Source organism: Sedimentitalea xiamensis (assembly GCF_030164465.1).
In the GTDB taxonomy this organism is placed as follows: Bacteria; Pseudomonadota; Alphaproteobacteria; order Rhodobacterales; family Rhodobacteraceae; genus Sedimentitalea; species Sedimentitalea xiamensis.
In genome coordinates this window covers 26,317-37,811 of the sequence record NZ_JASNJE010000001.1, presented here as the reverse complement: position 1 = coordinate 37,811, position 11,495 = coordinate 26,317, and the positions used below count along the sequence as shown (strand labels likewise).

The 11,495-nt window shown below is 63.9% G+C and carries 10 protein-coding genes; 7 read left to right on the top strand and 3 right to left on the bottom strand.

Translation table 11 applies throughout. The features are described from left to right. The first annotated feature begins 42 nt into the window (after positions 1–42). The 3 genes from QO034_RS00180 to QO034_RS00170 all read left to right on the top strand — a co-directional run bounded on the left by QO034_RS00180 (position 43) and on the right by QO034_RS00170 (position 1,762). A complete protein-coding gene (locus tag QO034_RS00180) occupies positions 43–624 on the top strand; it encodes a DUF1285 domain-containing protein (protein WP_284483471.1) in 582 nt (193 codons plus the stop codon). Between the two features lie 109 nt (positions 625–733). Further along, the gene (locus QO034_RS00175; protein WP_284483470.1) at positions 734–1,492 is read left to right on the top strand and encodes a hydroxypyruvate isomerase family protein; all 759 of its coding nucleotides are present in this window, start codon (positions 734–736) and stop codon (positions 1,490–1,492) included. A gap of 39 nt (positions 1,493–1,531) precedes the next feature. Further along, a complete protein-coding gene (locus QO034_RS00170; protein WP_284483469.1) occupies positions 1,532–1,762 on the top strand; it encodes a DUF2798 domain-containing protein in 231 nt (76 codons plus the stop codon). A 7-nt stretch (positions 1,763–1,769) separates the two neighbouring features. Here QO034_RS00170 and rarD read toward each other — a convergent pair whose 3' ends face one another. Next, positions 1,770–2,690, bottom strand: coding sequence for an EamA family transporter RarD (gene rarD, locus QO034_RS00165; protein ID WP_284483468.1), 921 nt, complete (start codon positions 2,688–2,690; stop codon positions 1,770–1,772). A 179-nt stretch (positions 2,691–2,869) separates the two neighbouring features. On the opposite strand from rarD, the gene polA reads away from it, so the two are divergent. Continuing rightward, complete coding sequence (gene polA / locus QO034_RS00160; protein WP_284483467.1) at positions 2,870–5,671, top strand: DNA polymerase I; 2,802 nt, start codon at positions 2,870–2,872, stop codon at positions 5,669–5,671. A gap of 167 nt (positions 5,672–5,838) precedes the next feature. Here the strand turns inward: polA and QO034_RS00155 are convergent, their stop codons facing one another. Together QO034_RS00155 and QO034_RS00150 are read right to left on the bottom strand one after the other, a co-directional pair. Further along, positions 5,839–6,018: a zinc-finger domain-containing protein gene (locus QO034_RS00155; protein ID WP_284483466.1), complete on the bottom strand. Its 180-nt coding sequence runs from the start codon at positions 6,016–6,018 to the stop codon at positions 5,839–5,841. A 109-nt stretch (positions 6,019–6,127) separates the two neighbouring features. Further along, on the bottom strand, positions 6,128–7,306 hold the full coding sequence (locus QO034_RS00150) for a hypothetical protein (RefSeq protein WP_284483465.1): 1,179 nt from the start codon (positions 7,304–7,306) through the stop codon (positions 6,128–6,130). Between the two features lie 305 nt (positions 7,307–7,611). On the opposite strand from QO034_RS00150, the gene QO034_RS00145 reads away from it, so the two are divergent. The 3 genes from QO034_RS00145 (at position 7,612) to QO034_RS00135 (ending at position 11,495) form a co-directional block, all read left to right on the top strand. Further along, entirely contained in the window at positions 7,612–8,559 is a 948-nt protein-coding gene (locus QO034_RS00145) for an ABC transporter ATP-binding protein (RefSeq protein ID WP_284483464.1), read from the top strand. Positions 8,560–8,847: 288 nt separating this feature from the next. Beyond that, positions 8,848–10,365 (top strand): 2,3-bisphosphoglycerate-independent phosphoglycerate mutase, encoded by a 1,518-nt coding sequence (gene gpmI, locus QO034_RS00140; RefSeq protein WP_284483463.1) that lies wholly within the window; start codon positions 8,848–8,850, stop codon positions 10,363–10,365. Next, positions 10,362–11,495 carry a murein hydrolase activator EnvC family protein gene (locus QO034_RS00135; RefSeq protein ID WP_284483462.1) on the top strand — a complete coding sequence of 378 codons (1,134 nt, stop codon included), beginning with the start codon at positions 10,362–10,364 and terminating at the stop codon, positions 11,493–11,495. Before gpmI ends, QO034_RS00135 begins: the two co-directional genes overlap by 4 nt.

Genomic DNA, 11,495 nt, shown 5'->3' with positions numbered 1-11,495 from the left:
CCGACTGTAAGTGTATCGCGCGCGGATGAAATGGCAAAAGCTATGAGCGGACAAAAAGCTGTTACTCCTTCTCCGGAAAGCATCGCGGCGTCGGTCAAGGTGGCGAAAGACAAGGGTCTGCCCCCGGTTCACCTGTGGAATCCGCCGTTTTCCGGGGATCTGGACATGCGGATCGCGCGGGACGGAACCTGGTTCTATCTTGGCTCGCCGATTGAACGGGTCGGGCTTGTCAAGCTGTTCTCGTCGATCATCAAGAAGGAAGAGGGAAGGTATTTCCTCGTCACGCCGGTGGAAAAGGTCGGAATCACGGTGGAAGACGCCCCCTTCGTCGCGGTGGATTTTGATGCAGCCGGTGACGGGACGGAACAGGTCCTGACCTTCGTCACGCATGTTGGCGACAGGGCGGTTGCGGGGCCGGAGCACCCGATCCGCGTGGAACGCGACCCGGACACCGGTGAACCTTTGCCCTATGTGCTGATCCGCGCCAATCTCGAAGCGTTGATCGACCGCAAGAGCTTTTACCGCGTTGCCGACCTGGGGGTTCATCATGATGGCTGGTTCGGGCTCTGGTCCTCCGGGGCATTCTTTCGCTTGGCGCCCTCTGACGAACTGCGCGACGCCTGACCGGCGCGGGCGAATTCCCTAAACTTTTACAATCGCAACGGATTTCCATGCCTTGGCAGCGCGCCGCATTGCGGTCTAAACTTGCCGGACCCGTTTTCCGAGTATCCCGATGCCAAGATTTGCCGCGAATATTTCCCTGCTTTTTGCCGAACTGCCTTATCTCGACCGCTTTGACGCCGCGGCTCGGGCCGGGTTTGCGGCGGTTGAAATCCTGTTTCCCTATGACGTGCCCGCCAAACAGACCCATCGCGCCCTGCTGAGCAACGGTCTGGAACTGGTTTTGATGAACGCGCCGCCGCCCAACTACACCGGCGGCACCCCCGGCTACGGCGCGGTTCCCGGCGGCGAGGGGCGGTTCGAACACGATATCCGCCGGTCCTTGCGCTATGCGGAGAGCCTGAAGCCCGGTCTGCTGCATGTGATGTCCGGCTACACCAAGGATCCTGCCGCCAAGGCCACGTTCGTGCGCAACCTGCAATGGGCCGCCGATCTGGCTCCGGCACAGACATTCACCATCGAACCGCTGAACCCCGGCGATCAGCCCGGCTATTTCATGGACGACTACGATCTGGCGGCCGAGGTTCTGGACGCGGTGGACCGGCCCAATGTCGGGCTGCAATACGACACCTACCATGCGCAGGTGATCCATGGCGACGCGGCGCAGGTCTGGAAGGATCACGGCGCGCGGGCCGTCCATGTCCAGATCGGCGCTGCGCCCGGCCGCAGCGAACCCGCTGAGGGGCCGATTGATTTTCCGGCCCTGTTCCGGACCCTGGATGCCGATGGCTATGCCGGTTGGGTCAGCGCCGAATACAACCCGACCACCCGGCGCACCGAAGACAGCCTGCACTGGATGTCCGTTTCATAGTTGTGCATATGAGGCGCGACCAAGATTGGAGCCAGCGCCATGATTCCCTCCCGTTTCGCCCCCGTCGCTTTCGGCTTCATCCTGTCGGGCCTGATGTCCTGCATGGTTTCGGGCATCGCCACCGCGCGCGCTCTCGGTGCGGTCGAAGGGTTCTTCGGCGAATGGATGTCGTCCTGGGCCTTCAGCTGGGCCATCGCCTTTCCGGTCGTTCTCGTGGTGGCCCCGGTGACGCGGCGCATGGTTTCGGTGCTGGTGAAATCCGACGCCTGATCGCCGGTCAGACGATGTCGGGCATCCTGGTGGCGCGCCGCAGCCGCCTGGCATGGTTCACAAGAGACACGGTGTAGATCACCAGCGCCAGCCAGATCATCGGAAAGGCGATCATCCGCGCCCGCCCGAAGTCTTCCCCGAACACGAAAACGGCGGTCAGGAAGATCATCGTCGGCGCGATATATTGCAGGATGCCGATGGTCGACAGGCGCAACAGCTTGGCTCCGTTCGCATAGATCATCAGCGGCGCGGCGGTGATCAGGCCGCTGCCGAGCAACAGCCAGGTGTCGGAGGCGTCGCCCGCGAACAGATGGTTCCCGCCGGTCGCGACCAGCCAGCCGACATAGGCCAGCGCGAAGGGCAAAAGCAGCAGCACTTCCAGCGTGAAGCCCTGGTTGGGGCCGATGGGCAGGGACTTCTTCAGGAACGCATAGGCGCCCCAGGTCAAGGTCAGCCCGATCGCCGCCACCGGCAGCTGCCCCGCCTGCCAGGTCAGGATCACCACCGCCGCCGCCGCGAGCGCGACGGCCGCCATCTGCGCCCGGTTCATCCGTTCGCCCAAGAGCACCGCCCCGAGGAAGACGCTGAACAGCGGATTGATGTAGTATCCGAGCGCCGCATCCAGCGCATGACCGGATGCGATCGACCAGACGTAGATGCCCCAGTTCACCGAGATCAGCGCCGCCGTCACCGCCGCCATGCCCAGCATCCGGGGCGTGCACAGTGCAACCCGAAGGTCCGCCGTGCGCCCCGTCGCCCAAAGCACGAGACCGGCGACCGGCACCGACCAGATCACCCGGTGCGCGATCACCTCGGTCGGCGTCATATGCGCCAGCGCCTTCATGTAGATCGGCAGGAACCCCCACAGGACATAGGCGGTGACGGCGAAGGCAAATCCGCGCCCGGTATCTTGGTTGGTTGACGACATGACAGGTTCCCTCCGGTGCGACTCGCCGGACTGTCGCCGTCCTACCTGATTGCCATGTTAAGCACCATCGCCGAAGTGACCGCGCGACGCGGTGCGTGGCACCCGGCGCGCGCAGCCACTGGAAACCGGCCCCGGTTCATGGCAGGACGGGGCAGAGCCGGAAACAGGGAGAGCGGGCCATGAGCACATTCGGAAAAGGGTGTCACCTGCACCTGATCGACGGGTCGGCCTATATCTTCCGGGCCTTCCACGCGCTGCCGCCGCTGACGCGGAAATCGGATGGCCTGCCGATCGGCGCGGTCGCGGGGTTCTGCAACATGATTCAGCGCTATGTGGAAGACAACCACGGCCCGGATGCGCCGACCCATGTGGCGGTGATCTTCGACAAGGGCAGCCACACGTTCCGCAACGATCTTTACGACCAGTACAAGGCCAACCGCGAGGCAATGCCCGAGGAACTGCGCCCGCAGATCCCGCTGACCCGCGTGGCGACCGAAGCGTTCAACATCGCCTGCAAGGAACTGGAAGGCTACGAGGCTGACGACATCATCGCGACGCTCGCCTGCCAGGCGCGCGAGGCCGGGGGGCGGGTGACGATCATCAGTTCCGACAAGGACCTGATGCAGCTGGTGGGCGGCGGCGTCGAAATGCTCGACGCGATGAAGAACCGCCGGATCGACCGAGAGGGCGTGATGGAGAAGTTCGGCGTGCCGCCCGAGCGCGTGGTCGATGTGCAGGCGCTGGCGGGCGATTCCGTCGACAACGTGCCGGGCGCGCCGGGGATCGGGATCAAGACGGCGGCGCTGCTCATCAACGAATTCGGCGATCTCGAAAACCTGCTGGACCGGGCCGAAGAGATCAAGCAACCCAAGCGGCGGCAGACCCTGATCGACATGCGCGAGCAGATCGAGCTGAGCAAGAAGCTGGTGCAACTGGATTGCGACACGCCGCTGGATTTCAGTCTGGACGACCTCGAGGTGCGCGACCCGGACCCCGAGGTGCTGATGCCGTTTCTCGCCGAGATGGAGTTCCGCACCCTGTCCAGGCGGATTGCCGAGAAACTGGGCGTCGAGGCCCCGGTGATCGCAGATGTCCCCGCACCCGCCGATACCGCCGTGGAGACACCGGAGATGCCGTCGTTTGATGCGGCGGTCCACGAGTGCGTGCGCGATGCCGACAGCCTGCGAAGCTGGATCGCGCAGATCGAGGAACGCGGCTGGGTGGCGGTGGACACCGAAACCACCGGGCTGAACGAGATGACCGCCGATCTCGTCGGCATATCGCTGTGCGTGGAGCCGGGGCATGCCTGCTACATCCCGCTGATCCACAAGGCCGGCGCGACCGGCGACCTTTTCGGCAGCGACGATCTGGCCGAGGGGCAGATGGCGGTGCAGGATGCGCTGGACCTGCTGAAACCGGTGCTGGAAGACCCGGCGATCCTGAAGATCGGGCAGAACATGAAATACGATGCCAAGATCTTTGCCCGCTACGGCATCGATGTGGCCCCGATCGACGACACGATGCTGATGTCCTATGCGCTGCATGGCGGGCTTCACGGGCACGGCATGGACACGCTGAGCGAACGTTATCTCGCGCATACGCCGATTCCGATCAAGCCGCTGCTGGGCACCGGAAAATCGGCGATCACCTTCGACCGGGTGCCGATCGACGACGCGGTGCCCTATGCGGCGGAAGACGCCGACGTCACCCTGCGGCTGTGGCAGACGTTCAAACCGCTCCTGCACCGGAGCCGCGTGACCACGGTCTATGAAACGCTGGAGCGGCCGCTGGTGCCGGTGCTGGCGCAGATGGAACGCAACGGAATCAAGGTGGACCGCGACACGCTGAGCCGGATGTCCAACGCGTTTGCGCAGAAGATGGCCGGACTTGAGGCCGAAATCCACGAGTTGGCCGGGGAAAGTTTCAACGTCGGCAGCCCCAAGCAACTGGGCGAGATCCTGTTTGACAAGATGGGGCTCGAAGGCGGCAAGCGCGGCAAGACCGGGGCCTATGCCACCGGGGTCGACGTGCTGGAAGACCTCGCGACCGAACATGACCTGCCTGCCCGCGTGCTGGACTGGCGGCAGGTCAGCAAGCTGAAGTCGACCTATACGGATGCACTTCAAACCCATATCAACCCGGACACGGGGCGGGTGCACACCTCCTATTCCATCGCCGGGGCAAGCACCGGGCGGCTCGCTTCGACCGATCCCAACCTGCAAAATATCCCGGTACGCACCGAGGAAGGCCGCCGCATCCGCGAAGCCTTTGTCGCCGAACCGGGCAATCTGCTGGTCAGTCTGGACTATTCCCAGATCGAATTGCGCATTCTCGCCCATATCGCGGATATTCCGGCGTTGAAACAAGCCTTTGCCGAGGGGCTGGACATCCACGCGATGACTGCGAGTGAAATGTTCGACGTGCCGATGGACAAGATGACGCCCGATGTGCGGCGCAAGGCCAAGGCGATCAATTTCGGCGTGATCTACGGGATTTCAGGCTTCGGACTCGCGCGCAACCTGCGCATTCCGCGGGCCGAGGCGCAGGGCTTCATCGACCGCTATTTCGAACGCTTCCCCGGCATCCGCGCCTATATGGACGATACCAAGGGTTTTGCCAGGGAACACGGCTATGTCGAGACCCTGTTCGGGCGGCGCATCCACACGCCCGAGATCAGCGCCAAGGGACCGCGCGCCGGTTTCGCCCAGCGTGCCGCGATCAACGCGCCGATCCAGGGCACAGCGGCGGATGTGATCCGACGCGCGATGGTGCGGATGCCGCCCGTCATCGAAGACCTGAACGCGAAGATGCTGTTGCAGGTGCATGACGAACTGCTGTTCGAGGTCGCCGAGGACACCGTGGACGAGGTAATCGCCCGCGCCCGCGAGGTGATGGAGGGCGCCGCCCATCCGGCAGTGCGCCTGGACGTCAAGCTGACCGTGGACGCCGGACAGGGCGCGAACTGGGCCGAGGCGCATTAGGGGCTATCCGTTCACGCTCGGAACGGTCTGCCCGCAAAGTCACGCATTGCACCGGGGAATGAACGCATACCCGTCTTATGCCAGCCGGACCCTGAAGATCCGGGTGCCGCCGATGTCCGCGCCGATCGGCAGGGGCTGCTTGGTTTCGACGGCAGCGCGCCTCGCCGTCACTCTGCCGTCTGGTGATCCTTGTGGATGAACCTGCAATCGCAATACCCGCATTCGACCCAGCCGGTGTCCCTGGGAATCTGCAGCCAGACCCGCGGATGCCCCAGCGCGCCTTCGCCGCCGTCGCAGGCAACGCGATAGGTGTCCACGATCTTGCTTTCCGGCGCGTGAATGGTCATTGTCGTGCGGTCCTTCTGCTTTTCGGCCTCGGCCCCATGGCCCCGACGCGTTTATGGGACATGGTCATTTCCGGGGCAAGTGACCAGCACGTCGCGGTGGTGCGAAATATCAGCCCGGCGTGGCGGGATGGTCGCCCGCAAGGCCGGCGCGGGGCGGCTGGTCCGTGAAAATTTCCCTCGGATCGGCCCGCAGGCAAGCGGCGATCAGCCTTTGCTCGGCCAGTGTGGCCGGCGCATTTCCGTCGATGATGTCCTTGGCCTTGACCGCATCGGTCTGCAAGTATCGCGCAACATCCTGATATTGCATGTCCTGCGCTGCCAGCACGCTCTCCAGGCGAATGCCCCAGCGCGGCACGTCCTCGTTCACCGCGAAAAAGTTGCTGCCGACTTCGGACATGCGCGCATAGGCGCGTTCTGACAGCAGACCCGATACGATGCCGACGAAGGACAGGACGAACGGGCTGAGCGGATCGTTGGATTCACCCGCTGTCAGTGTCAGTTGGCCGGCCTTCAGGAACACGAGGATGACAAAGGCGCTCATGCCGCCGACAAAGGGCAACAGCAGCATGCGCCTTAGCGAATATCCGGTATCCTGGCGGACAAAGGACCAGGTCATCGTGACGACGCTGCCGAGAACGCCCATCACCATGGTCAGGATCATGACCAGGACTTCGCGCGGGGCATTCAGGAAAACGGTGTAGTTCAGGTTCTCGAAGAAATAGTTCAACTCGACGAATTCGGTAAATCTGCGCAGGCTTTCGAGTTCCTTCAACGCTGCGGCTTCCGACTCCGCTTCGGTCGGAATGTCGCCGCTTTGCTTCATGCGTTCGAATTCGGAGAATTCCTGCCGCAACTGCCGCACGTCGGAGCATTCGCGTTTGGCTTCGGTTGTGCCACAGGCGTTTTCGAGTTCCCGGAACCGGAACGAACTTACAAAGTCGGACAGGCCGAATTCCTGGTTCGGTCCGATCACTTCCGGAAACGCCGAGGTGATACTGTCGATCAGAACCCACATCCGGCGTTCGCGATCGGAGAACTCGCCGAAATAGAGCGCATCCGAAATGCGCGTTTTTGCCTTGAACAGGTAATCCTGCGCCGTTGCGGTATCTTCCGGTCCGAAGGTGAAGGGCAGTTGCCTGTCGCTGTAGCTGTCGCGCACCTGAATGGCGCTGAGCGAGCCGACGACGAGCCAAAGCGTCACCGCATAGAGGAAAAAAAGATAGGCGCTCGAGATCAATGTGCCGATCAGACGCTCTATCGTCGAAATCCCGCGCGTCACAACATTCACAAGATGACTCCTTTTCGAAATGGGAAATCAAAAAGCTGTTTGCAAACCGGTAGGAACAGAAAGGGCAATTGTGATCAGTCAAAAGTATCACAGCTTAACCCCATGTTCCACAAATCTTTTTCGGCCCATGGCGGCGACGGAAGCCCGGCTGTGACAGGGCCTGACCCGCATGCCGGATGCGAGCGCCGCCCGGCCTGCCAGCTGGGATGTCTTGCCCATATCGCTCTCTGCGCGTATCCGGGTCGGATGCCGGGCCGCGATCTCGCGCGGCTTGCAGGGAACAATGTCTGGCTGGCAGGGGTGCAATGTCCGAATTCGCGATCGAACTGAAAGGTCTTGAAAAAACCTATCGCGGCGTCCGCAGGCAACCGGAGAAACAGGCCTTGAAGGGTGTCGATCTCACCGTTCCGCGTGGCGCCGTCTTCGGGCTGCTGGGCCCGAACGGCGCCGGAAAATCGACCCTGATCAATATCCTGGCGGGGCTGGTGACAAAGACGGCGGGACAGGTGACGATCTGGGGCTTCGATCAGGACCGCAATCCGCGCCAGTCCCGTGCCGCCATCGGGGTGATGCCGCAGGAACTGAATCTCGATCCGTTTTTCACCCCGCGGGGGGCTCTCGAAGTGCAGGCCGGCCTCTACGGTGTGCCGAAATCCCTCCGGAGGAGCGATGACATCCTCGCGATGGTCGGTCTCACCGACAAGGCAGACGCCTATGCGCGGTCGCTGTCGGGCGGGATGCGGCGCCGGTTGCTGCTGGGCAAGGCTCTGGTTCACCATCCGCATGTGCTGGTGCTGGACGAACCCACCGCCGGGGTCGATATCGAACTGCGGCAGATGCTCTGGGCCAACGTGCGCAAGCTCAACCGGAATGGCATGACGATCATCCTCACGACGCATTACCTGGAAGAAGCGCAGGAAATGTGCGATGAAATCGCAATCGTGGATCAGGGGCAGGTCGTGGCGCGCGACAGCACCGCGAACCTGCTTGGGCGGCTGGATGCGCGCAGCATGGTGATCTTGCCCGAAACGCCGATCCGCGATCTGCCGCCTGACGTCGATGGGGTCGAAGCGCAGCTGCGCGCGGACGGCGCGCTCGTGTTGCGTTACCGCAGCCGTCAGACCAGCGCCGATCAGGTCCTGTCGGCCGTGCGCCGGGCGGGCATCACGATTCGCGATGTCCGCACCGAAGAGGCTGATCTCGAGGACGTGTTCCTGGCTCTGACCAGGTCTCACGCCGACAACAGAACCTGACTCTTCTTCTTGGAGCGCGCCGGGTTCCGCAAGATTGCCGGGCTGGGTGCGGCGGTGATCGAACGCCTGACCGCAGCGGACGCCTTCGCCGGCCTTGGCCTGACCCGCCGCGATGCGCTGTGGCGGGCCAAGGCGATTGCGGGGGCGGTCCCGTTGCCACTGTTCGCGCGGGTTCGTGGGCCGGGACTTCGCTTTTTCGGCCAAAAGACGCCACGGACCGAGCGAAACCGGTTCACCCCGGCGGGTGCAGCGGTTAGAAGGCGGCCAATCCGCCCAAGGAATCCGACAATGACCGTCCCCAAACCAGTCGTTCTGTGCATTCTAGATGGGTGGGGACTGTCCGACGACACCAGCGCAAACGCGCCCTTTCTGGCCGCGACCCCGACCTTCGATGCGATCATGCAGGCCGGACCCCATGCCCGGCTGATCACTCACGGTCCGGATGTGGGGCTTCCCAGCGGGCAGATGGGCAATTCCGAGGTCGGGCACACCAACATCGGCGCGGGCCGCGTCGTGGCCATGGATCTCGGGCAGATCGATCTGGCGATCGAGGACGGCAGCTTTTTCGAGAACCCGGCCTTTCTGGACTTCATTGACAAGCTCAGGGGCAGCGGCGGCACCGCGCATCTGATCGGGCTGATGTCGGACGGCGGCGTCCATGGCCACATGAATCATATCGTCGCCGCGGCCACCGCCATCGCCGGGGCCGGCGTGCCGGTGGCCCTGCACGTCATAACCGACGGCCGCGATGTCGCGCCCCAATCGGCCTACGGCTATCTCGAAGAGATGCGGGACCAGCTGCCCGATGGCGTCGTGATCGCGACACTGTCGGGGCGCTATTTCGCGATGGACCGCGACAACCGCTGGGACCGGATCGGCGAAGCCTATGACGCGATGATACGGGGCCGGGGCCAGCGGGCGGGCACCGCGCATGCGGCGATCACCGCCGCCTACAATCGCAGCGAGACGGATGAGTTCATAACCCCCACGGTCATCGGGGATTTTGCAGGGGTTCGGGATGGGGACGGTGTCTTCTGCCTGAATTTCCGTGCAGACCGCGCCCGCGAAATCCTGGCGGCGATCGGGCAGCCGGATTTCGACGGGTTCGATACCGGGGCGCGGCCGCGGCTGTCCGGACTCCTGGGGATGGTGAATTATTCCGACCTCCATTCGACCTACATGACCACGGCCTATCCCAAGGCCGAGATCGTCAACACGCTGGGTGGCTGGGTCGCGGCGCATGGAAAGCGTCAGTTCCGCCTTGCCGAGACGGAAAAATACCCGCATGTCACGTTCTTCCTGAACGGTGGCAAGGAAGACCCGGAACCGGGCGAAGACCGGTTCATGCCGCAATCCCCCAAGGTGGCGACCTATGATCTGCAACCGGAAATGTCCGCCGACGCGGTGACGGACAGGTTCGTCGAGGCGATCGGGGCCGGGTACGATCTGATCGTGGTCAATTACGCCAACCCGGACATGGTGGGCCATACCGGCGACCTGGGCGCGGCGATCAAGGCCTGCGAGGCGGTGGACCGTGGGCTGACGCGCGTGGTCGCGGCCCTGCGCGAGGTTGGCGGGGCCATGATCGTCACCGCCGATCACGGCAATTGCGAGATGATGACCGACCCGGAAACCGGCGGGCCGCACACGGCCCATACGCTCAATCCGGTGCCGGTGGCCCTGGTCGGCGGCCCCGAGGGCGCGACGCTGCGCGAGGGCAGGCTGTCGGACCTGGCGCCCACCCTGCTGGACCTCATGGGGCTTCCCAAGCCGCCGGAAATGACGGGGGAAAGCCTGATCTCATGATCCTGCGCCTTGCGGTTCTGTTTTGGCTGTCTGCTGGCGCTGCGGCCCTGGCCCAGGCCACGCCGGCCGAGATGGCGGCCGCTGCGGTCCGCCAGATGCAGGCGGCGACGGAGTCCCTGCAACGGGCCGATGGCGCGCGGGATCGCGTGCAGGCCCTGACCGCGACCATATTGGCCCATGAGTCCGGGCTGGAGGCGATGCGCGACGGATTGCGCGGGATTTCAGAGCGCGAGGCGCAACTGTCCCGCAGCCTGAAGGCCCGCGAGGACGAGATTTCCGACCTTCTTGGCGTGCTGCAAGTCATGGAAACGGCTTCGCCGCCGGTCCTGCTCGTGCATCCGGCCGGTCCGTTGGGAACCGCCCGATCCGCCATGTTGCTGGTCGGGATCACACCCGCCCTTCAGGCAGGGGCCGACCAGTTGCGGGCGGATCTGACCGAGGTTCGGGAGTTGCGAAGCGCCCGCGAAGCGGCTGTCGCCGTGCTGGAAAACGGGTTGGACGGGGTCCGGCAGGCCCGCGCCGATCTCGGACAGGCCATCGCCGAGCGCACCGATCTGCCGCGCCGTTTCACCGAGGATCCGGTGCGCACGGCGATCCTGACCTCTTCGGTGGAAACGCTGGAAGGGTTTGCCAAAGACCTGTCCAAGATGACCGAAGACGAAATCGCACCGATGTCGGCGGATGTCACCGACCTGAAAGGCAAGTTGGACCTGCCGGTGCAGGGCGTCGTTCTGCGGCGCGCCGGCGAACCGGACGCCGCGGGGATCCGGCGCGGCGGACTGGTCCTTGCGACCCGGCCCCGCGCGCTCGTCACCACGCCCGTCGCGGCCACGGTTCGCTACCGCGGGCCGCTGCTGGACATGGGTATCGTGATGATTCTCGAACCCCAGCCCGACGTGCTTTTCGTGCTGTCGGGTCTGGACACCGTCTTTGGCGAAGCCGGGCAGGTGGTTCCCGCTGGCTCTCCGGTCGGTCTGATGGGGGGTGAAACGCCTGAAATAGGGGCAATTCTGTCAACAAGCGGTGATGGCACTGGAACTGACCGTTCAGAAACGCTCTATATGGAAGTGAGAGAGAGCGGACGCCCGGTGGACCCGGAAACCTGGTTCCGAACCGAAAAGGATGGATAA

What these genes read in the sequence shown, in the direction of transcription:
- QO034_RS00180 (WP_284483471.1), top strand. Translation starts at nt 43, where the DNA reads ATGAGCGGACAAAAAGCTGTTACTCCTTCTCCGGAAAGCATCGCGGCG.
- QO034_RS00175 (WP_284483470.1), top strand. Translation starts at nt 734, where the DNA reads ATGCCAAGATTTGCCGCGAATATTTCCCTGCTTTTTGCCGAACTGCCT.
- QO034_RS00170 (WP_284483469.1), top strand. Translation starts at nt 1,532, where the DNA reads ATGATTCCCTCCCGTTTCGCCCCCGTCGCTTTCGGCTTCATCCTGTCG.
- rarD (WP_284483468.1), bottom strand. Translation starts at nt 2,690, where the DNA reads ATGTCGTCAACCAACCAAGATACCGGGCGCGGATTTGCCTTCGCCGTC.
- polA (WP_284483467.1), top strand. Translation starts at nt 2,870, where the DNA reads ATGAGCACATTCGGAAAAGGGTGTCACCTGCACCTGATCGACGGGTCG.
- QO034_RS00155 (WP_284483466.1), bottom strand. Translation starts at nt 6,018, where the DNA reads ATGACCATTCACGCGCCGGAAAGCAAGATCGTGGACACCTATCGCGTT.
- QO034_RS00145 (WP_284483464.1), top strand. Translation starts at nt 7,612, where the DNA reads ATGTCCGAATTCGCGATCGAACTGAAAGGTCTTGAAAAAACCTATCGC.
- gpmI (WP_284483463.1), top strand. Translation starts at nt 8,848, where the DNA reads ATGACCGTCCCCAAACCAGTCGTTCTGTGCATTCTAGATGGGTGGGGA.
- QO034_RS00135 (WP_284483462.1), top strand. Translation starts at nt 10,362, where the DNA reads ATGATCCTGCGCCTTGCGGTTCTGTTTTGGCTGTCTGCTGGCGCTGCG.